The sequence below is a fragment of the Gracilimonas qinghaiensis genome (assembly GCF_046602855.1).
In the GTDB taxonomy this organism is placed as follows: domain Bacteria; phylum Bacteroidota; class Rhodothermia; order Balneolales; family Balneolaceae; genus Gracilimonas.
In genome coordinates, this window is the sequence record NZ_JBKINJ010000001.1 from 342,933 (window position 1) to 363,330 (window position 20,398).

Genomic DNA, 20,398 nt, shown 5'->3' on the forward strand with positions numbered 1-20,398 from the left:
AATTTTATAAAATGTCGAATAAATCAATTTCAGCACTGTTACTATTACTCATTTTTATTGTAGGATGTAATAGTTCAAAAACTTACGAAGGTCACTCAATAGAATTTGATTATGCTAAAGTCGAAGAAGTAAATGCCGGTAACTGGATAAAAATTGATGGTCGCAAATTCACACATGTTAGAACAATGAAAGAGGGAGATTCATTACAATATTCACTTCCAAGTACATATATAGTTGTTGATTCTACTTCTGAAAGAACCTACGGTACTCCGCTAAGTCCTCGAAATATTGGTATTTATTTGGTAAGATATTTACAATTCATTAATCGAGAGGAATTATCCCAAGACGAAGGAAAATATCGTTTTGGCAATCAGGGTGTGTTATCTGTGACAGGCAAATTGGTACTTCAAAAAACAGATTCATCTCTGATTAGATTGGAAACAACTGAGGATTATCCTGTACCTATCAAGGTCCTAAACTAAAAAGGCCTGCTTAAAATACTGCCTGACAACCATCTTTGGATCTGTCTGCGCTGAACATTGTAGTAAAAATTATTTCTTCGAAGAATAAAATTATCGAAGGGATAAAACTTTGTTTTAAGTTTTGGGCGGTCAAACACAAAATTGGATTCCGGATCCTCACGGTTATAGGAATACGACCACACCATTTGGGTGGTGTAGGTGTTTACATACATAGGAGGCCCGAATAGGATATACATCATGCCGGTATCCGTTTTCCAGCCTTCCTTGAAATTAGAAAATTGTTTGTTAGCTTCTTCAACCCGCTCGTAGTAAAGAGAGATCACTTCGCGGGCTTTATTTGAATTTTGAACGTTAGACAGCCAAAAACGATCGATGGCATTTTTCAGGGCAGCAGGATCCTCAATCGACATTAACTCTTCATACTCCTTTTCGGTCATCAGGTAGGCCAACGGGCGTGCTAATTCTTTCGGAGTTTTAATTGAAGGATAATTCGGGCTTTTAATTCCGAATTCAATGGCTTTATAAATTTGATCTTCACCTTCTCCGGAACTGACTTCAAGCCTGTAGTTGCCCCTTTCCAGTTCATGGAAATTGTATTCAATGATCACATTGCCCGGCTGAGTCAGGTTACGAACCGACGATTGCACAACGTCATATTCATCGTAATCGATACCGATACGCTGAATACTGGCCGGAGAATAATCACTGTAGTTCATAGGCCGGGCAATACTGGTATCGGATTCAAACTTCATAAGCCGCATCTCAACATTCAATCCGGTTTCCTGATCCCTGTTTATTGCCTGGAACCTGAACCTTAAAGAATCCATCCTTGAAGGAATATCGTAAGTGGTAGCCTGATTGAATTCCTCATTTTCAAGATCAGAGTTTTTAGTAAGAAGACTTACATTTGTTATAGCTGAAGTATTGGTGCCGGGGGAGGGCACTGTCACTGTACTTTGTCTTAGTGTTTGTTTGGATGACTGATTGTCTGTAAGGCTTACCGTTACCAGTAACTCACCGGGAGACACCTCAAATTCATCCTCAAACAGATATATAGCCTGACTGTTTACAATATCATTGGTTTCACTGCTGATCTCATCAGTGAAACTTTCTCTTATGAGTATATTACCGGTATCTGAATTTTCTTTTATAGTGATCTCTACAGTGAAACGGGCAAGGTAATTATCATTTTCATTGGCATAGATAAGGCTTCCTTTTACTAACTCACCTGTAATATTAAGTATAGGTTTGTTGTCATTGTTGATATAAACTGTGGAGGCCATCCTGAGTTCCGGGAAGCCGGGACGGTATTTATAAGAATCACCACGATCAATATCATCCACATACGAGTTGGAACAAGCGGATAAGATCAGGAATGCGCTAAGTAAAAGGCCTGCAATGAGTAGATGATTTTTATCAGTCATGATCAAGTATTTTAATTCTTTTGCATTAATGTAACTATAAACAAAGGGGCTTTCTATTTATTATAGTTCGTTTTTATTTAACTAAAGCCTCCTCACCTTTTGTAAAATCAATTCACAATGATTGCCACATTTAACCTATCTTTAGCTAACCATTTAATTGTACTCACTCACTTAAATAATCACTCTTTATGATTTCTGCAAGGAGACGAACAAAAATTGTCTGCACCATAGGTCCAAGCTGTAATACACAGGAAAAGATAGAAGACCTGCTTTTGCATGGAATGAACGTAGCCCGGGTAAACTTCTCGCACGGTACTCACGATGATCATGCAAAGGTCATTAAACATATAAGAAAGGCAGCTAAAAAATATAAATACAGTGTGCCGGTTTTGATGGACCTTCAGGGACCAAAGATCCGTGTCGGACAGATGAAAGATGGTGCACAGGAGCTTAAAACAGGTTCTACTGTTAGGATCACGGCTGAAGATGTTGAGGGAACCAGTGATGTGATCCCGATTGATTACAAAGGCCTGATACGGGAGGCTGAAAAAGGAAATACCATATTATTGGATGACGGCCTGTTGGAGTTTAAAGTCACTTCTCAATTACCCGACTCGCTTGAGGCGAAGGTGGTGGTAGGCGGTATTCTGAAATCAAGGAAGGGCGTAAACCTTCCGAATGTAAAGATCTCAGTGCCTTCTATGACTGAAAAAGATATAGATGACCTTGCTTTTGGCATAAAGCAGGATGTTGATATTATTGCGCTTTCCTTCGTAAGAACTGCAAAAGATGTCAGGGATATCATTTCAAGGGTAAGGGCAGCAGGCAGTCAGGCTGCTATCATCGCTAAAATAGAAAAACCTGAGGCATTGGACGTGATCGATGAGATCATTGAGGAGGCCGATGGGATCATGGTGGCTCGCGGTGATCTCGGAATTGAGATCCCTACCGAACAGGTTCCGGTAGTTCAAAAAATGATCATTGAAAAATGCAGATCTGCAGGGAAACCTGTCATCACCGCTACGCAGATGCTGGATTCCATGATCACAAATCCACGTCCGACCCGTGCTGAAAGCTCTGATGTAGCCAATGCTGTTTTGGATGGAACCGATGCCGTTATGCTTTCCGGTGAAACGGCTGCCGGGGCGTTCCCAATGGAAGCCGTGAATGTGATGGATCGTATCTGCCGGTCTATAGAGGATAACAGACCTCAGCTGTATAACAGTTTGGGATACCGGAAGCCTGAATGGAAGGAAAAACAGGTGATCGAATCGCTCGCTTATTCCTGCGTAACCATAGCTGAAAATGTTGAGGCAGGTGCCATAAGTACCATTACCCATTCTGGAAATACTGCCCGCCGAATTGCAAAATTCCGTCCTAAGGTTCCAATCGTGGCATTTACTGAGAATGTTAAGGTTCGCCGACAGCTGAATCTGGTTTGGGGAGTTTACTCTGTTCGTTTAGATGAACTTTTCGATACTGATAAGAGTGTTAAAATGATGGAAGATTATCTCAAGGAGAATGGCATGGTGAAAGAGGGCGATCGCGTGATCATTGCCACAGGTATGCCAATTGCCAAGAGAGGACGTACCAATATGATCAAGGTCAGCACGATAGAATAGCATGGAACTTCGGGTGTAATAGTAATATGGGTTTCCGAAATCTTTTTCTTTGGGTCCTAATGGTTGTCCTGTTTGCAGGATGCAGTACATCATTACGGTCGAACTGGAAAAACTTCAATGCCTATTACAATACGTTCTATAATGCAAAAAAAAGTTATAAGGCCGGCTTAGAAAAAAATGTAAGTCAACCCAGAGACTATAATCCATTGATACCGATCCGCATACACGAGCAGCCGGTCAATGCCGGGTATCAGGAATTTGAGAGAGCAATACAGAAATCTGCTGATATTCTTAGAAAACATCGGGAATCGAAATGGGTGGATGATGCTTTGTTTCTGATAGGTCGTTCCTACTATTATCAACAAGAATTCTATTCCGCCGATCAAAAGTTTGATGAGCTTTACCTGACCACACAGGAACAGAAATTGCAAAAAGAAGCTGTACTGTGGAAAAGCAGAACTTTTCTGGATATGGGTTTGAATAGTGAAGGTATTGCTTACGTAAGTGACCAACTAAATTCAGATCTTGAGCATTGGGATAACAACGAAATTGCGGAACTGAGAACACTGTTGGCTCAGCACTTTGTAGCACTTGAGAATTGGTCCTCGGCTGAAGAGGCATTAAGAGAGTCTGTTCCATTTCTTGACAGCCAAAGTTTAAAAAGCAGGGGGTATTTTCTATTAGGACAGGTTTACGAAGAGCTTGGTATTTATGAGACGGCATACGGTGTTTATGACCGGGTAAAGGATCACTACACAGATTACAGGTTACAGTATCTGGCACAGAGGAAAAAAGCTGAACTGGCAAGAGAGATGGGACGAAATGATATAGCCGCAGATATTTTCAATGAAATGCTTAGAGATGATAAAAATCTGGATTATCTATCTGAACTGGATTTTGAGCTTGCAAGAACTGAGCATCAGAGAGGAAATTTTGAGAGGGCACAAACCCTTTATAAAAGAGTGCTACACGCAAACAACGCCCCGGTAAATCCGGCGATAAGAGCGAGAAGTTATAATGGGCTTGCAGAGATCTACCGTTACAGTTACGACGACTTTATGATGGCAGCGGTGTATTATGACTCAGCGGCTCAGGTTAATGTATCAAGAGATCTGTTACCGGAGTCGTTTAGAGCAGAAGAATACGCAAATTCTTTTGGGACCTACTCACGTATTAAAAGTAAGCTGTCTCGACAAGACAGTTTATTGGAACTGGGATTGATGTCAGATGAAGAACTCGATTCCGTAGTTACAGTCATGCGTAGGCAAAAGATCCTTGAATTACAGAAGCAGAGGCAAGAGAGGGGCAGGGAAGATCGGTTAATGACGGTTGAACAGCCCGGCTCACCGGGTCAGCGTCTCTCCGGTAGAAATGGGTTCTTAAACACGAATAACCCGGAATTACAGGAATCAGTTAAACAACAGTTTTATATGATATGGGGAGACCGGCCATTGACTGATAACTGGAGAGTACAGAGTTTGATAAGCACAACGGCAGTTGACGGCCCGATCGCGGTTGATACAGCACCCGGTGAAGAAACCATCTTGCTGGATGTCGAAATTGACCTAAGTGAGATCCCGTTCACAGAAAATGAGCAGGATTCTATCAGAAAAAATATGTCAAGCTTGCAATATGAACTTGGCAATCTAATGTACCTGTCAATGGATATGCCGGATAGTGCTGCCTACTATTTTCAAAAAGCCATTGAGAATCCATCTGAAGATCGTATTAATATGGTTTCCTTGTATTCCCTGTCAGAGCTATATGAAAATGCTGGGGATGCTGAAAGATCTATGGAGTATGCAAATAGGCTATTGCAGGAATATCCAAACAGCAGTTTTGCAATGGAGCTGAGAGGTGAATCCCGGGATACCGAAACAAACAGTGATTCTGAAAAGCTGATCGATCTCTTCATTTCGCTGAGGCAAAATGACAGCCTTTCCACAAAGGCTAAAGCTGACTCACTAAAAAAACTGTCTTTATCGTTTTCAGATCAGCAAAGGTCTGACTTGGTTCTTTATGAATCACTTCAATTATATCTTCAGACCGGAAGTACTGATTCGCTATATAATGAAAGAATAACCGCCTGGCATAGATTTAAGGACACATTTGGATCTGACTCTGCTTTTACTCCAAATAAGGTCAGTTTTTCTGATATTTTGGCATTAGAAAAAGACAGTTCGTTGGTATCGGATTCACTTAGGTTGAAAACAGAGCTCATATCTTTATTTCCTTACCAAAATGCAGCCTTTGACAGTGCAAGAGCTATTACAGATATCTTTCTAAGTACTTATCCGAACTCATCTTTATATGGAAAAGTGAAGGCCATACAGGATGAGATCAAACTGCCTGAACTCTCAAGTTACGGATCCGATGAGGAGAATCAGGTTAGTGAACCGGATGCGTATATCATTGATCTCAAGGACGAAGGTTATGTGAATTGCGAAGAGATTGATCGCGAACTCAAATTTAGGTCCGGAAAGATAGAGATCTTATCCCTGATCACAGACTCAGAAGAACTAGATTCAGTCAGCATCAAATTCAGGGTAAATCACAGGGGATTGGTCGATTCATATGCCTTGCAAACAGAAGAGGTGACTGATACGACCTCAAATGAATTGGATATGATCATTAGGAATAACGTGGTTTTTGAGCCCACGATCTATCAGGCCAGTTCAGTTCCTGTGGTTTGCACAGTAATTATGATAGTCGGCCAATAAGGGCTTTGTTGATTTTTTTGGCAAGTGAAGGTCCTTCATAGACCATTCCGGTGTAGATCTGGATCAAATGTGCCCCCGCCTCGACCTTTTCAATGGCCGCCTCAGGGCTGTCTATTCCGCCTACGCCTATTAATGGCTTGTTGCCACCGGTTATCTCACTGATCCATTTTACGACCCTTGTGCTGCGTTTTTGAATAGCAAGACCGCTTAAACCACCGTTACCTATTTCATTCAGTATGTTTTGAGGGGTGTTCAATCCTTTACGAGTGGATGACGTGTTGGTAGCCATATAACCTGCCACGCCATTATCCTCACATATTTCTATCAATTTCTCCAAAGCAGGTTTCTCAATATCTACTGTAAACTTGACCAAAGAAGGTACTCGCCCGCTTTTTGAAGGCTCCAGGGTTTGAAGCAGATCTTTTAATGCCTGAGGGTCTTCAAACGTTTTCCCCTCTCCGGTATTCGGGCATGAAATATTTATAGTGATATAATCTGCAACTGGCTGTGCTTTCTCGTAGCTGTAGAGATAATCCTGAAGGGCTGCATCACCATGAATAGAGGCATCATTTGTCTTGGCAATATTAACACCAAGGGGAATAGCCAGGTCGATATCTGATAACCTTTTGGTGATAACATCAGCCCCTTCATTGTTAAGACCCATTCGGTTGATTAGGGAGCGATCTCTCGGAATGCGGAAAGCACGTGGTCTGGGATTTCCTTCTGATGGTTTTGCGGTTATACTTCCAACTTCGATAAAGCCAAAACCGAGTGCTTGCATAGCTTTGGGTGTGTTTCCGTTTTTGTCAAATCCGGCAGCAAGGCCAACGGGATTTGGGAAATGGCAACCAAAGAGTTCCTGTTCTAAGGATCGATCTTTCGTTTGATAGATCGATGCAATCAGCACTTGCAAAAGTTTAGAGCGATGCGCCAGTGAGGCCAATTTAAGCCCTAATTCGTGAGCCTCTTCAGCGTCTTTGTTAAATAAAACCGGTTTGATAAGATTTTTGTAGATCATTTCTGCAATAATACGAAAAAACGTTCAAAAAGAGTTGAAGAAGCCTTATAATCGATCGCCCGATATTATGAAAACAAATCGAATTAACATACCAAACCTGATCGGTCACCTTCGAACTGACGGACCGGTGATTCTTTTGGAGTCACAAATGCCTGACCATCCATCCAGCACAAAAAGCTATGTAGCTGCAAGTGCTTCTGCATGGATAAAGGCAAGAGGAGATAAGATTATAATGTTCTCAAAAGGTAAAAAAAATAAATTTTCAGGAGATCCCTGGCTGGCACTTTCTGAATTCTACAATGCTCATAGGGACTGGATGTTCGGTTATTTGGGATACGATCTCAAAAATTATCTAGAGAATCTTGAGAGTTCAAACCAACCAGTTGAGGATGCACCTGATCTGTTCTTTTTTACTCCCGAACTACTTGTAGAATTTGATAAAGACTATAATTGCAAATTGCTAAAGGGTGAACTCCCTGAATTTGAAAATAGCTCATACGCACCATCAGATTTTAAGTTGAAACCTGCTAAAAGCATCGACCGGCAAAATTATCAGGATAAGATCCGGCTTGCACAGAAAGATATCTACGAAGGTGAATATTATGAGATCAATCTTTCACATCCTTTAGAATTTCATTTTGAAGGGGCTGGGCTGGATCTGTATGAAAAAATGAAAAAGCTTGGTCCTGTTCCTTTTGGTGCTTACATGAGTTTTGATGGTTATGAAGTATGCAGCTCATCACCGGAGCGGTTTTTAGGCAGATCCGGAAATAAAGCCTGGTCACAGCCTATCAAAGGAACGGCTCCAAAATCGGGGGGAGTGGAGTCGGCCAGGAGACTGGCGGAATCAGAAAAAGAAAGAGCTGAAAATCTCATGATTGTAGATCTGGTGAGAAACGATCTGAACAGGATAGCTGAAAAAGGGTCGGTAAAAGTATCCGGCTTATTTGAGATACAAAGCTTTGAAACGGTATATCAAATGGTGTCTACCGTAGAATGTACCTTGCCCGAAGATACCGATAGTATTGAGCTGATCAAGTCCTGTTTCCCAATGGGATCCATGACAGGGGCACCGAAGATCGCAGCAATGAAAGCGATCGATAATAATGAGGAATACAAGAGAGGTATTTATTCAGGGGCTTTGGGTTATTTTTCCCCTAATGGTGATTTTGATCTGAATGTGATTATCCGAACAGCTGTAATTGAAGGAAACAAATTGGTATATCCTGTGGGCGGTGCTATAACAAGTGATTCTGACCCGGAACAGGAATGGGAAGAAACAATGCTTAAGGCTAAAGCCATCACAGATTTATTTTCCTGAGTGAGATTATCCTGAATGAACCTCATAAAATAAAAGTTATAAGGGCAAAAGGCATAAGTTTCATTTCAGAAAATAAGCAGTATGAGAGCTAGTACCCTAGGTGAGTTAAAAGAGAGTGGTTGGAAATCGATTTCCGTGAAGGATGAGATACGACAGAATCTGATCAAGAAGATCAGGAATAAGGAGGAACTATTTCCCGGCATCCTTGGATACGAAAAAACAGTATTACCGCAGATACAGCACGCCCTTCTTTCAAAGCATGACATGATACTGCTTGGTCTTCGTGGGCAGGCTAAGACCCGGATCCTGCGAATGATGGTGCAATTTATGGATGAGTACATACCTGTTGTCAAGGGATCGGAGATCAATGATGACCCGCTGAATCCTCTTTCTAAATATGCCAAAGATCTGATCGCTGAAAAAGGAGATGATACCCCTATTGAATGGTTACACAGATCATTCCGCTACGGAGAAAAATTAGCAACACCTGATACAACCGTTGCTGATCTGATCGGTGATATCGACCCTATCAAAGCGGCTACAAAAAAGCTGACACTGGCTGATCAGAATGTGATCAATTTTGGATTGATACCCCGAACGAACAGAGGGATATTCGTGATCAATGAATTACCTGATCTGCAACCCAGAATTCAGGTAGCACTGCTTAATATCATGCAGGAAAGAGATATTCAGATACGTGGATTCAATGTGCGTATTCCGCTGGACGTTTCAATGGCCTTTTCAGCAAACCCTGAAGATTATACGAATCGTGGTAATATAATCACGCCATTAAAAGACAGGATCGATTCACAGATCATTACACATTATCCTAAAGAATTGGGGATAGGAGTGGAGATCACCCGGCAGGAAGCTTGGCAGGAACGGGCGTCAGGCATCAAGATCCATATTCCGGATTTCATTCGCGAGATCGTTGAAAAAGCAGCTTTCGAGGCTCGTGATTCAGAGTACGTAGATCAGAAGAGCGGGGTTTCAACCCGAATGACCATCACCGCACTGGAGCAGGTAGTATCCTCTGCTGAAAGAAGAGCTATACTGAATGATGAATCAGAAACGACTGTGCGTGTGGCAGATCTGTTCCACATGGTACCCGCACTAACGGGGAAAATTGAGCTGGTTTATGAGGGTGAACAGGAGGGAGCAATCAGTGTAGCCAAGCATATTTTAGGCAAAGCTATCAATGGGATCTTTAAACTGTATTTTCCGGATCCGCAAGCCAAAAGCGAGGAAAAGAAATCAGTTTATAAGAAAATTACCGATTGGTTCGCCAATGGTAATGAGATCAATATCAGTGACACACTTACGAATAAAGGCTATGATGAAGCCTTGAACAAGGTGGCCGGTTTAGACGCACTGATCTCTGAGTATGCAAAAGACAGGCCCAAAAGTGAAATAAATGTGTGGAAGGACCTGGTCCTTGAAGCTCTACACCAAAATTCAATGCTAAGTAAACAGGACCTTGACGATGAAACCCTTTATACTGACATGCTTGGTTCTATGTTTTCATCACTTGGAGGGTTTGATGATGAAGACTATGATGAATTTGAGTAATAAATAGATTGAATTCAGTTATAGTTAGTGTTATCTTTAAAGCCTTTGCAAATTTCAAGCAAGTACAAGACCATGAAAAAAGGAATTCATCCAGATTATAAAGAGATTACAGTATTGATGAGCGATGGTACTGAGATCGAAACTCGCAGCACTATGGACACCAAAGATGGTGTATACCGCAGTGAGGTAGATTCTAAAAACCACCCATTCTATACTAAGAGCAATACGTTTACTTCTACAGCCGGCCGTGTTGACCGCTTTAAGCGTCGTTACGGGAAAGGCGAAGATAAGTAAGCTTAGAAAACATTTTATAAAAGGATGTATCTTAACCGGTACATCCTTTTTTTATTTCAGACAGTTATGGATATACAAAAATTTGAAGTCGGACCATTTTTAGAAAACACCTACCTGTTGACAAAAGGCAAAGAACATCTGCTCATTGATCCGGGATTTTCCAGGGAACCTGAGTTTCAGGAGGTTAAAAAAAGTTTGACCGGAGAACTTAAAGCCATCGTACTGACACATGCTCACGTTGATCATGTACTGGGTTTGAAAAGAACCTTGAGAGACTTTGAGGTACCTGTTTACTACAGCAAAGAAGACCGTTTCTTGTGGGAAAATTTTGGCAGTCAGTCACAAATGTTTGGCCTCGATCAGGGTGGATTCGATTTCATTCCTGAAAATTTGCCGACTGATGGTGAATTTGAGATCGCTTCTTTCAAATTCAAATGCTTATATACTCCGGGACACTCGCCCGATCATCTGTCCCTTTATTTTGAAGAAGAAGGGGTGCTATTGGCCGGAGATGCTTTGTTCAAAGAAAGTATTGGACGAACTGATCTTTACAAAGGCAGTTTTGATGTGCTGGAAAAAAGTATCAAAGAAAAATTGTACACACTTCCGGAAGAAACCGTTGTTTATCCGGGCCATGGTCCTGAAACTAACATAGGGCATGAAAAGAAGAATAACTCGTTTGTACAGGAATAGTAGGTCTTAGTTTTTATTTTTCTTTAGTTTACCTATCTGCTTCTGATAGTGATCAGCCTTATCTGAATTGATCTCTATCAAACGCTTGTACATCTTTAAAGCCTCTTTTTTTCGACCCTGTTTTGCATGAATTTTGGCCAGGGTTTCTGAAACGAGGTCATCTACTTCTTCTGACTCTTTAGAAAGATCCGTGTCATCAAAATCTTCGTCTTCTCCGGGAATCTGAATACGCTTTGATTCCACCTGCTCAAGCATTTCTATAAGGCGGTCAAGATCTAAGACAGAAGAGGTTCGTGCAGCTTGTTGCAGCTTTGTGGTACCCGAACTGTATGAAGAAACGGGAACAGCGGCTTCAAATTTCTCAGGGTGAACCAGAAAGTAATGCAAGTGTTCCATTAAGGGACTTCCGGGGGCATAGGTTTTAGCCTTTAGAGCTTCTCTAGTAGCTTCTTTATCCAAACCCCGAAGGTGATAAAACCACGACAGCAGAAAGTGTCCAACTGCATCTGGCCCTCGCTTTTTAAGATGTTTTTTTAGCTTTTGAGTGATCAGCTGAGGATCCTCATCAAACTTCTCCACATAGGAGGAGAGCGATTTGGGAATGTTAAAGGGAAAATCTTGCATAGATAAAATTAAGGCTGATCAATAATAACGTGAAGTGTACTTACAATCAAAGCTATTTGTCTACCAATTACTAACAGCATCATTGAACATGTTGTTAGCAACTTGTTCCAGGGCTTCAATTGCTGCTGCACGCTCACCGTCAATGGGGTTTTGGGCAGGGTCGTAAGTAGCCCTGCCATTGAAACTTTTGTTCCATTCAGGCTCTTCTTTGGAAGCATACTTAAAGGAAGCACGAACGGAAATGGAAACTTGATTTTGTCCTGTTTGTTCGTCTCCGCCAATACTGAATGGTCGGTTGGAATATGATGTGATCGATCCATCCAGAACAGCATCTGCATCGGCTTCGTTATTTGCCAGTTGTAAGCTACTTTGATTTACGAAACGATCGATCAGAACTTGATTGAGCTGATCACCCAGATCCCCCAGGCCACTGTTAGATTGATCAGGAAAAAATGGAATATAAATTGTATTGACATCGCTGGGTATGGAGGCTCCCGTAAAACTATAGGTAACGCAACCTGCGAAGGAAAAGCTGATCAAGATCAGCATTACTGCCTTTAGTTTAGTCAAGCCCATATTGATCCAATTTTCTATAAAGGGTTCTCTCACTAACGCCCAGTGTTTCTGAGGCCTTTCTGCGGTTTCCATCAAATCGTTGCAGGGCCTGTTGTATCAGAAATTTTTCGGCTTCTTCGATCGATGGTATCTGATCATTTTGAAGAAATTCAGCCATTTCTGATTCTTCGGTGGTTTCGATCTCTTCATCTTCGGGCATCGATTGCATACCTAAAGTTGCGTGCTCACCCAAATTTATGTTTACGTCTGAAACGTCGGTTTTGTCGACTTCTTCTTTAACGGAAGGCGGGAGGGCCTTTAGATTTTTGGCGGAAAAAGAAGAGTACAAAAAATTAGCAAACATCTTTTTTACGTCCGCAATGTCATTCCGCAATTCAACCAGTGCACGGTAGACCAATTCACGGTCTTTCTTATCTAAAGGCTCCTCCTCTTCGTAAGAACTTCTATCCTGACTGTCTTGTGAAACCATGGGCAGATTATCTGCGCTACCCTGATGTTGCCGGCCTTTCAGATATTTCTGTAGTTTTTCGGTGTCTATGAATTGAGACTTTTCAAGTACCACCAGTTGCTCTGCTACATTTCGCAATTCCCTGATGTTACCCGGCCAGCGGTAGGAGATCAATAGTTCTCTTGCGTCGTCAGAGAATCCTTTAAAAACAGAGTCGTAACGGGCCGAGTATTCTTCAACGAATTTTTTGAATATAGGTATGATATCTTCCTGCCGGTCTCTGAGAGGCGGCAATTTGATCTGAACGGTATCAAGGCGATAGTAAAGATCTTCCCTGAAATCACCATCCTGCACCATTTGCCAGAGATCCTGATTGGTTGCAGCGATTACTCGTACATCAGTGGTTTTGATCTTACTGGAACCCACCCTGAAGAACTCTCCATTTTCAAGTACTCTCAGAAGTTTTACCTGAACATTTTTAGGAGTATCACCGATCTCGTCAAGAAAAATGGTGCCTCCGTCAGCTTTTTCAAAATAACCTTCACGGGATGTTTCAGCTCCGGTGAACGCTCCCTTTTCATGTCCAAACAACTCACTTTCAATAATGCCTTCCGGGATAGCACCACAGTTCACAATAACCAGATTATTCCGGCTTCGATCACTCATGGCATGAATGGCTCTTGCCGTTACATCTTTACCAACACCGCTTTCTCCCTGAAGGGTAACAGTGATGTCTGTTTTAGCAACCTGCATGATCTTGTCGATCACTTGGCGCATGGCTTCAGACTTCCCTAATAATCCATATTGTTCCTGAAATACTTCTCGATCCATATATAGTGGTTCATATATACTGAGACCGGATGTCTATCATCCAAGCCGGCCTCTGATTTACTTACTGACAGATTGACGTAAGTTAACGATTCTTACTTTAGTAAGTAAATCTAAACTCTGCTAAAATATGGGAGAGCTTATTGTTTGATCAGTTCACTTGCGTGCTCTACCGGGATCTGCCGGGTCTCTTTGAAACTGGAAAGAACAAGATTTGAGCGCGTTTTACTGACCCCTTCCCAAGACTGTATCTTAGAGAGAAGTGCTTCAAAGGAACCGGTGTTCTTGGTTCTTACTTTTAGGAAGTGTGAGCCATCGCCTGTAATGGAATGGCACTCGAGGATTTCAACTTCGACCGCAGCTTGATCTACAAAGTTTGCGTAGTTCTCAGATCCATCTACCTGAACAAAAATAAAGGCAGTGATATCGAAGTGGAATTTCTTACTGTTAAGGATTGCTTTGTAGCCTTCGATCAAGCCACGTTCTTCCAGTTTTTTCATCCTTTCAGAAACAGAGGGTACAGATAAATTCACGATCTCAGCAATGGTATTGCGCTGTGCTCTCCCGTGTTCTTGCAAGTGATTCAGGATCGCAATATCGGTTTCGTCTAGCAATTGGCTCATTTTAATTGGGTTTTGGCCTTAAAATACTTTGAATGAACAATGATAACCTTAATTATTTAGGTAGTCAATCAAAAAAGCGCTTCCATTTTTCTTTTCATTGAACTGAATACTGTATCAAAAAAGGTGCGATATAAAATGGAATACCTCTTATCTTTGATATAAACTAATTATAAAGAATAACAGGCAATGCTCGACATTAACTTTATCAGGGATAATAAGGAAACGGTAGAAAAAGCGATCATCGACAAAGGAGAAAAAGATACATCTGTCGTTGAAAAAGTGTTGGATGCTGATAAAAAATGGAGAGAAAAGGTTCACGAAGGTGATCAGCTGAGAAGTGAGAGTAACACGAAATCTTCTAAGATCGGGCAGTTGATGGGGCAGGGCAAAAATGAAGAAGCTCAGGCCATAATTAAGGAAACATCTGCTATGAAAGAGCAGATCAAGGATATTGATGAAGAGGTTAAAGAACTTCGCAAAGAACGCGACGACCTTTTGCTTAGAATACCCAACGTGCCACATCCTAGTGTACCTGTGGGAGCTACTGAGGATGATAATGAGACTTTCAGATCATGGGGCGAGCCGGATGAACGGGAGTGGCTGAAACCGCACTGGGATTTAACGGAACGCCACGGTTGGGTTGATTTTGAACGCGGGGTTAAAGTAACCGGAGCGGGTTTCCCATTCTACGTTGGCCCTGTGGCACAGCTGCAGCGGGCGTTGATCAACTACTTTATAAACGAGGCTGTTAAAAACGGTTACACTGAATTACAGGCACCCTATTTTGTGAATGAAGACTCAGCTCGCGGAACCGGACAGATACCGGATAAAGAGGATATGATGTATGTGATCCCGCGTGATGAATTCTTCACCATCCCTACTGCTGAGGTGCCTGTGACCAATTTTCACAGAGATGAGATCCTTGAACTGAAAGAGATCCCAAAGAAATACGTGTGCCACACGCCTTGCTGGAGACGTGAGGCCGGTTCATACGGTAAAGATGTTCGAGGTTTGAATCGATTACATCAATTTGATAAGGTTGAGTTGGTTAAGATCGTTAAGCCTGAAGATTCCTATGATGAACTCGAAAGCCTTCGTGAGCATGCAGAGGGACTGCTTGAATCTCTGGATCTGCCCTACAGAACACTGCTGATGTGTACCGGAGATATGGGATTTACCCAAAGTAAGAAGTATGATCTTGAGGTGTGGAGTCCGGGACAAAAACGCTGGCTGGAAGTGAGCTCCTGTTCCAATTTTGAAAGCTTTCAAGCCAGAAGAATGCAACTGCGCTATAGAAAGGGAGAGAAAGATATCGAGATCGTTCACACACTCAACGGTTCAGGACTCGCATTGCCAAGGGTGGTATCTGCCATTCTGGAAGCTTACCAGGAAGAAAATGGGCGGGTTCGGGTTCCGGAAGTTCTGAAACCATTTTTTGGCCGCGATCACCTGTAAATCAATGCAAAATTGATGTGATAAATCCTCTTTTACTGACCAAATCAATTTGATTTGCATAAGGAAATGTTATTTTGGGGCAAATATAAAACCATCAAAATCACTTTATGAAAAAGATACTTCTTTTTTTCCTTCTACTGATCATTGGTTTACCTGCTGTTGCTCAAAAAAGAGTGATGACAACCGATGATTACCTAAACATGATCAATCTTCGTTCGCCCATAATTTCGCCGGCGGGAGATTTTGTCATTTTTGGTAAATCTACACTGAATTGGGATGACAATAAGTACGAGACCAAATATTATCACATCTCATCGGCTGGTGAAGATGAGTATCAGTATTTGGGAAAAGAGGGTGGCAGTGATCTTAAATTCTCACCTGATGGTAAGTATCTGTCTCTGAAAAGAAGCGTTGATGGAACATCTCAGATCTTTTTACTGCCAACTGCCGGGGGTGAGGCCGTTCAACTTACAGAGCATAAAAGTAGCGTCGGTTCCTATGAATGGTCTGCCGATAGTAAGAATATCTATTTCAAATCGGATGTACCAAAGTCTAAAGAAGAAGAAAAGGAGTACAAAGCCGGCTACGATCATTACTTTGTGGATGAGGCACCTCATGGGCAACAGGAAGGAAAGTGGAGCCACGTATGGAAATTTGAGGTGGATACTAAAGAAGAAACTCAGATCACACACGATGAGCACATAGTCGGAGATTTCGAAGTTTCCCCTGATCAGACAAAACTGCTTTACACTGCTCGATTTGAAAACAGGCGTAATCAGGGTAACAAATCTGAGATCTTTCTTCTTGCTGTCGGCGATTCTGTATCAGTTCAACTGACTGATAATAATGCTCCGGAAAATAGTTTGACCTGGCTACCGGATAATGAGCAGTTCATTTACAGTGCCGCGGATGATGAAGAACATGAATTGAGGCAGGATAAGCTTTGGAAGATGAATTCTTCAAATAAGCAGTACGAGATGATATCTCAGCGCTTCAACGGTGATTTGAGGGGATACCATTTATCACCGGATGGTGAGAGGTTGTACTTCAGCGGAACTGTTAAGACCAACACCAATCTGTTTTCTTTGAATATTGAAACCGGTGAGGTAACACAACATACTGACATGTCGGGAACTTTAAGAGTGGCTGATCTTGACAAAGACAGATCAACAGTCCTTTTTACAAAAGAGGATGTTGTAACCCCAACCGATCTGTATGTAGCCGATCTGTCCGAATTAAATAACCCAACCCGTCTTACGGACCTGAATCCAATGGTACAGGACAGTCTGATCCTTGCCGAATATGAAGTGATTAAATGGGAAAGCACTGATGGTCTCGAGGTCGAGGGGATCAAGTATCTGCCGCCTGAATTAGAGAATAACCAAAAGGCCCCGTTCTTACTGCATATCCATGGTGGCCCTGCCGGAGTGTTTACAAACTCTTTTACAGCCCGTTATCATGTTTGGGCGGGATTGGGTTATGTTCAACTGGCACCGAATGTGCGTGGCAGTACGGCTTATGGAGATGACTTCCTGAGAGGCAATATGCGGGATATCGGTGACGGTGATTATCAGGATCTTATGACCGGAGTTGATAGGTTAGTTAATGAAGGTGAGGTTGATCCGAATAAAATGGCTGTAAGAGGCTGGAGCTATGGTGGAATTCTAGGTGGAACGGTGATCACCAAAACTGACCGATTTAAGGCGGCATCACTCGGAGCTATGGTATCAGACTGGTCTTCAGAGTACGCTCTTGGTTTTAATTATGATGTTCGCCTTTGGTATATAGGCGGTGAACCATGGACCAATCCTGAAGATTATCGTATGCGCTCTCCGGCCACTCACGCAGCAAAAGTCACTACTCCAACTCTGTTCCTTCATGGAGAAAAGGATAGGGTGGATACCCCTGAACAAAGCATGATCTTTTTTACGTATCTGCAAGATATCGGTAAGGTTGATACCCGCTACGTGTTCTTCAAACGGGAAGGGCATGGATTCCGTGAACCGCGAAATCAGCGAACACGTGATATTGAAGAGATTAAATGGATCCAAAAGTACACCTTAGGTGAAGAATGGGACCCATGGGAGAGAGCTGAAGAAAATAAGGAAGAGGAAAAGTCTGACCAGAATTAATGATCTGATCTCAGAGCGCCCGGACTTTTTGAATAGGTCCCTGTATACACACTACAGGGACCTATTTGTTTTAAAGAGATAGTATTGGCATTATTTCTTTTTTGAAAGCCAAACGGCACCCCAAACGACTGCAACCAAAGCTAAAGCCAACCCAAATCCCCCAAGAAAAGCATAGAGCAGATAAGGTATAATAAGGCTGATAGTAATTCCTGTGATGGCTTTAAGAGGGGCTGCAGCTATGGCTGATGCACCAATGAATGAGTTGAAAAGTCGAGCCAGTCGGGTAAACATGATTCACACAGTTAAATTAGTTTTGAGAGAATACGGTCAATTGCTCCGAAAGATTCAATTTTGATAGAATCATGAATAATTAAGTGCAGACTAAAAATAAAATTGCTGTGGAATGCTTTATCAATTTGTCATCATTCACTAAGCAACCGCATGTATTTCAGTCTCATCAAAGTTGAGTAGCAATTCAAGAATTGGCTGCATTTCATCATGTTCCATTAACTCCATACGAAGGTTTTTGCCATTCCGCACACCTTTCAAATATTGTCCGTAATGTTTTTTCATGATGATGACCCCATAACGCTCGCCATGTTGTTGAACCGAAAGCCTGAGTTGTTCGGCACATAATTCCACACGTTGCTTAACAGTAGGATCCGGAAGCAGTTCTCCAGTTTTAAGGTAATGTTTGGTCTGTTCAAAGATCCAAGGATTTCCAATGGCACCGCGGCCGATCATCACACCATCCACGCCGGTTTCTTCAAACATCTTTTTTGCAAGTTCAGGTGATGTAACATCACCGTTGCCAATGATAGGGATCTCCAGGCCGGGTGTATTTTTCAGCTTTTTAAGCCATTCCCAGCGGGCATCGCCTTTGTATTTCTGTGCTCTTGTTCTTGCATGCACAGTAAGTGCCTTTACCCCAAGCTTCTGCAGCATCAACGCAACTTCCTGAATCTTTATGGTATTATCATCCCAGCCAAGTCGGGTTTTAACAGTCACAGGCCGGTCTTTTACGGCATCTACCACGGTTCCGGCCATGCGTTCCATCATACTAAGGTCTTTGAGACAGCCCGCACCGGCGCCTTTTTTTACAACTTTGTAAACGGGACAACCGAAATTTATATCTACCAGATCAGGATTTTGTCCAACAGCAACTTTTGCGGCACCTTCCATGGCCTCTTCACGTCCCCCAAAGATCTGAACGCCAAAGGGTCGTTCCATTTCATCGAAATCCATTTTTTGCATGGCAATATCAGAATCACGGATGAGGGCTTCTGAACTGATGAATTCAGTGAATACGATGTCTGCACCTTTACGTCGACATATCTGGCGAAATGGAGAGTCTGTGACGTCTTCCATTGGAGCGAGAAACAAAGGTTGATCCGGTAATTCGATGGATCCAATTTTCATAAACGGATAATTTTATTACAGTATTTAAAGCAGAAATTAAGATAATATTTTTCTGAAGTCTTTTTAAAATGGAACGGTATAGAATAAAAAGGCCTCATCAGTTTCACCTGATGAGGCCTGGTTTTCGGGGTACAAAAAATGTTATATAGCTTCCAATGTGATTCCTTCCACCGCCTCAGTAAACAATCGGTGTGATTTCAATCGTTCCTTATGGTCAAAAATGTAAGAAGCAGTAATAAGTTCGTCAACTTTAGTTTGTTCAATGAAACGAGATAAGTTATCTCTGATCCTTTGCTTGTCACCTACAAATGAATAAGCCAACATCTGCTTCAATGCCATCTGATGTTGAAACGGCAGAACCTCATTAATATTATCTACGGGCGGTGGTAAAGGCTTGCGTTCACCTGTGATCACACCAACGAACATTTGCTTGGTTGAGGAAGATAGGTATTCAGCTTGCTCATTAGTATCCGCAGTTATCACATTTATACCTGCCATCACATAAGGCTCCTCAAGTTGACTGGATGGCTGAAATTCTTCCCTGTAAATGCGAATGGCATTCAAAAGCTGTTGAGGTGCGAAATGACTGGCAAATGCATAGGGCAGTCCCATTTTTGCTGCAAGGTGGGCACTGTCAGTACTGGAGCCTAATATCCATAGGGGTATCTCGGTTCCCTCTCCGGGAAAGGCTCTTACCTTATTTTCTGCATTTCCACTTGATAAATAATTTTGAAGCTGAGCTACATTTTCGGGAAAATTGTAGACTTCTTTCATCCGGTCAGGTCGTATGGCGTAAGCCGTAGTTTGATCGGTTCCAGGTGCACGCCCCAATCCAAGATCGATGCGTCCCGGATACATAGTTGCCAATGTTCCAAAATGTTCTGCGATGACGTATGGTGAATGATTAGGCAGCATGATGCCACCGGAACCGATTCTGATACTGGAAGTAGCTTCGGCCATATGCCCCAAAAGAACAGAAGTGGCGGAACTGGCAATATGTTCCATATTGTGATGTTCAGCCATCCAAAACCGTTTGTAACCAAGTTTTTCTGCATGTATAGCTAGATCCCGGCTGCGCTCGATGGCTTCCTTTGGATCACTGCCTTCGGTAACTACAGCCAGGTCTAAAACTGAATAAGGAATCATATAC

18 protein-coding genes are annotated in these 20,398 nt (G+C 42.2%); 9 read left to right on the forward strand and 9 right to left on the reverse strand.

Going from position 1 to position 20,398, the window contains the following annotated elements; genetic code table 11:
- The first annotated feature begins 11 nt into the window (after positions 1 to 11).
- Positions 12 to 482 carry a hypothetical protein gene (locus tag ACKGJO_RS01525; RefSeq protein ID WP_411321636.1) on the forward strand — a complete coding sequence of 157 codons (471 nt, stop codon included), beginning with the start codon at positions 12 to 14 and terminating at the stop codon, positions 480 to 482.
- Here ACKGJO_RS01525 and ACKGJO_RS01530 read toward each other — a convergent pair.
- Complete coding sequence (locus ACKGJO_RS01530) at positions 479 to 1,906, reverse strand: GWxTD domain-containing protein (RefSeq protein ID WP_411321637.1); 1,428 nt, start codon at positions 1,904 to 1,906, stop codon at positions 479 to 481. The two genes, ACKGJO_RS01525 and ACKGJO_RS01530, sit on opposite strands and share 4 nt — an antisense overlap.
- 188 nt (positions 1,907 to 2,094) lie before the next feature.
- On the opposite strand from ACKGJO_RS01530, the gene pyk reads away from it, so the two are divergent.
- Together pyk and porW are read left to right on the forward strand one after the other, a co-directional pair.
- Complete coding sequence (pyk, locus tag ACKGJO_RS01535) at positions 2,095 to 3,528, forward strand: pyruvate kinase (RefSeq protein ID WP_411321638.1); 1,434 nt, start codon at positions 2,095 to 2,097, stop codon at positions 3,526 to 3,528.
- Between the two features lie 26 nt (positions 3,529 to 3,554).
- Complete coding sequence (gene porW, locus ACKGJO_RS01540; protein WP_411321639.1) at positions 3,555 to 6,248, forward strand: type IX secretion system periplasmic lipoprotein PorW/SprE; 2,694 nt, start codon at positions 3,555 to 3,557, stop codon at positions 6,246 to 6,248.
- Here porW and ACKGJO_RS01545 read toward each other — a convergent pair.
- The gene (locus ACKGJO_RS01545) at positions 6,229 to 7,266 is read right to left on the reverse strand and encodes a quinone-dependent dihydroorotate dehydrogenase (RefSeq protein ID WP_411321640.1); all 1,038 of its coding nucleotides are present in this window, start codon (positions 7,264 to 7,266) and stop codon (positions 6,229 to 6,231) included. The two genes, porW and ACKGJO_RS01545, sit on opposite strands and share 20 nt — an antisense overlap.
- Positions 7,267 to 7,333: 67 nt before the next feature.
- Here ACKGJO_RS01545 and ACKGJO_RS01550 point away from each other — a divergent pair, with 67 nt between their 5' ends.
- From ACKGJO_RS01550 to ACKGJO_RS01565, 4 genes are all read left to right on the forward strand, one after another.
- Positions 7,334 to 8,587, forward strand: a complete 1,254-nt coding sequence (locus ACKGJO_RS01550; RefSeq protein ID WP_411321641.1) for an anthranilate synthase component I family protein — start codon at positions 7,334 to 7,336, stop codon at positions 8,585 to 8,587.
- Between the two features lie 81 nt (positions 8,588 to 8,668).
- Positions 8,669 to 10,156: a sigma 54-interacting transcriptional regulator gene (locus ACKGJO_RS01555; RefSeq protein ID WP_411321642.1), complete on the forward strand. Its 1,488-nt coding sequence runs from the start codon at positions 8,669 to 8,671 to the stop codon at positions 10,154 to 10,156.
- Between the two features lie 72 nt (positions 10,157 to 10,228).
- A complete protein-coding gene (gene rpmE / locus ACKGJO_RS01560) occupies positions 10,229 to 10,450 on the forward strand; it encodes a 50S ribosomal protein L31 (protein WP_411323262.1) in 222 nt (73 codons plus the stop codon).
- Positions 10,451 to 10,516: 66 nt separating this feature from the next.
- Entirely contained in the window at positions 10,517 to 11,143 is a 627-nt protein-coding gene (locus tag ACKGJO_RS01565; RefSeq protein WP_411321643.1) for an MBL fold metallo-hydrolase, read from the forward strand.
- A gap of 6 nt (positions 11,144 to 11,149) precedes the next feature.
- On the opposite strand, the gene ACKGJO_RS01570 is transcribed toward ACKGJO_RS01565, so the two are convergent.
- The 4 genes from ACKGJO_RS01570 to ACKGJO_RS01585 all read right to left on the reverse strand — a co-directional run bounded on the left by ACKGJO_RS01570 (position 11,150) and on the right by ACKGJO_RS01585 (position 14,242).
- Positions 11,150 to 11,767, reverse strand: coding sequence for a hypothetical protein (locus ACKGJO_RS01570; protein WP_411321644.1), 618 nt, complete (start codon positions 11,765 to 11,767; stop codon positions 11,150 to 11,152).
- Between the two features lie 60 nt (positions 11,768 to 11,827).
- A complete protein-coding gene (gene lptE / locus ACKGJO_RS01575) occupies positions 11,828 to 12,343 on the reverse strand; it encodes an LPS assembly lipoprotein LptE (protein ID WP_411321645.1) in 516 nt (171 codons plus the stop codon).
- A complete protein-coding gene (locus ACKGJO_RS01580) occupies positions 12,330 to 13,622 on the reverse strand; it encodes a sigma-54 interaction domain-containing protein (RefSeq protein WP_411321646.1) in 1,293 nt (430 codons plus the stop codon). The genes lptE and ACKGJO_RS01580 overlap by 14 nt, the downstream gene beginning before the upstream one ends.
- A 137-nt stretch (positions 13,623 to 13,759) precedes the next feature.
- Positions 13,760 to 14,242 carry an Lrp/AsnC family transcriptional regulator gene (locus ACKGJO_RS01585; RefSeq protein WP_411321647.1) on the reverse strand — a complete coding sequence of 161 codons (483 nt, stop codon included), beginning with the start codon at positions 14,240 to 14,242 and terminating at the stop codon, positions 13,760 to 13,762.
- Between the two features lie 186 nt (positions 14,243 to 14,428).
- On the opposite strand from ACKGJO_RS01585, the gene serS reads away from it, so the two are divergent.
- Positions 14,429 to 15,697 (forward strand): serine--tRNA ligase, encoded by a 1,269-nt coding sequence (serS, locus tag ACKGJO_RS01590; RefSeq protein ID WP_411321648.1) that lies wholly within the window; start codon positions 14,429 to 14,431, stop codon positions 15,695 to 15,697.
- A gap of 107 nt (positions 15,698 to 15,804) precedes the next feature.
- Positions 15,805 to 17,829 carry a S9 family peptidase gene (locus ACKGJO_RS01595; RefSeq protein WP_411321649.1) on the forward strand — a complete coding sequence of 675 codons (2,025 nt, stop codon included), beginning with the start codon at positions 15,805 to 15,807 and terminating at the stop codon, positions 17,827 to 17,829.
- Positions 17,830 to 17,919: 90 nt separating this feature from the next.
- Here the strand turns inward: ACKGJO_RS01595 and ACKGJO_RS01600 are convergent, their stop codons facing one another.
- The 3 genes from ACKGJO_RS01600 to ACKGJO_RS01610 all read right to left on the reverse strand — a co-directional run bounded on the left by ACKGJO_RS01600 (position 17,920) and on the right by ACKGJO_RS01610 (position 20,394).
- Positions 17,920 to 18,120: a hypothetical protein gene (locus ACKGJO_RS01600; RefSeq protein ID WP_411321650.1), complete on the reverse strand. Its 201-nt coding sequence runs from the start codon at positions 18,118 to 18,120 to the stop codon at positions 17,920 to 17,922.
- A gap of 138 nt (positions 18,121 to 18,258) precedes the next feature.
- The gene (gene dusB / locus ACKGJO_RS01605; RefSeq protein ID WP_411321651.1) at positions 18,259 to 19,248 is read right to left on the reverse strand and encodes a tRNA dihydrouridine synthase DusB; all 990 of its coding nucleotides are present in this window, start codon (positions 19,246 to 19,248) and stop codon (positions 18,259 to 18,261) included.
- A gap of 141 nt (positions 19,249 to 19,389) precedes the next feature.
- Positions 19,390 to 20,394, reverse strand: coding sequence for an LLM class flavin-dependent oxidoreductase (locus ACKGJO_RS01610; RefSeq protein ID WP_411321652.1), 1,005 nt, complete (start codon positions 20,392 to 20,394; stop codon positions 19,390 to 19,392).
- Positions 20,395 to 20,398: the final 4 nt, after the last annotated feature.

What these genes read in the sequence shown, in the direction of transcription:
- ACKGJO_RS01570 (WP_411321644.1), bottom strand. Translation starts at nt 11,767, where the DNA reads ATGCAAGATTTTCCCTTTAACATTCCCAAATCGCTCTCCTCCTATGTG.
- lptE (WP_411321645.1), bottom strand. Translation starts at nt 12,343, where the DNA reads ATGGGCTTGACTAAACTAAAGGCAGTAATGCTGATCTTGATCAGCTTT.
- ACKGJO_RS01550 (WP_411321641.1), top strand. Translation starts at nt 7,334, where the DNA reads ATGAAAACAAATCGAATTAACATACCAAACCTGATCGGTCACCTTCGA.
- ACKGJO_RS01555 (WP_411321642.1), top strand. Translation starts at nt 8,669, where the DNA reads ATGAGAGCTAGTACCCTAGGTGAGTTAAAAGAGAGTGGTTGGAAATCG.
- ACKGJO_RS01600 (WP_411321650.1), bottom strand. Translation starts at nt 18,120, where the DNA reads ATGTTTACCCGACTGGCTCGACTTTTCAACTCATTCATTGGTGCATCA.
- porW (WP_411321639.1), top strand. Translation starts at nt 3,555, where the DNA reads ATGGGTTTCCGAAATCTTTTTCTTTGGGTCCTAATGGTTGTCCTGTTT.
- serS (WP_411321648.1), top strand. Translation starts at nt 14,429, where the DNA reads ATGCTCGACATTAACTTTATCAGGGATAATAAGGAAACGGTAGAAAAA.
- ACKGJO_RS01525 (WP_411321636.1), top strand. Translation starts at nt 12, where the DNA reads ATGTCGAATAAATCAATTTCAGCACTGTTACTATTACTCATTTTTATT.
- dusB (WP_411321651.1), bottom strand. Translation starts at nt 19,248, where the DNA reads ATGAAAATTGGATCCATCGAATTACCGGATCAACCTTTGTTTCTCGCT.
- ACKGJO_RS01595 (WP_411321649.1), top strand. Translation starts at nt 15,805, where the DNA reads ATGAAAAAGATACTTCTTTTTTTCCTTCTACTGATCATTGGTTTACCT.
- pyk (WP_411321638.1), top strand. Translation starts at nt 2,095, where the DNA reads ATGATTTCTGCAAGGAGACGAACAAAAATTGTCTGCACCATAGGTCCA.
- ACKGJO_RS01585 (WP_411321647.1), bottom strand. Translation starts at nt 14,242, where the DNA reads ATGAGCCAATTGCTAGACGAAACCGATATTGCGATCCTGAATCACTTG.
- ACKGJO_RS01565 (WP_411321643.1), top strand. Translation starts at nt 10,517, where the DNA reads ATGGATATACAAAAATTTGAAGTCGGACCATTTTTAGAAAACACCTAC.
- ACKGJO_RS01610 (WP_411321652.1), bottom strand. Translation starts at nt 20,394, where the DNA reads ATGATTCCTTATTCAGTTTTAGACCTGGCTGTAGTTACCGAAGGCAGT.
- ACKGJO_RS01580 (WP_411321646.1), bottom strand. Translation starts at nt 13,622, where the DNA reads ATGGATCGAGAAGTATTTCAGGAACAATATGGATTATTAGGGAAGTCT.
- ACKGJO_RS01545 (WP_411321640.1), bottom strand. Translation starts at nt 7,266, where the DNA reads ATGATCTACAAAAATCTTATCAAACCGGTTTTATTTAACAAAGACGCT.
- rpmE (WP_411323262.1), top strand. Translation starts at nt 10,229, where the DNA reads ATGAAAAAAGGAATTCATCCAGATTATAAAGAGATTACAGTATTGATG.
- ACKGJO_RS01530 (WP_411321637.1), bottom strand. Translation starts at nt 1,906, where the DNA reads ATGACTGATAAAAATCATCTACTCATTGCAGGCCTTTTACTTAGCGCA.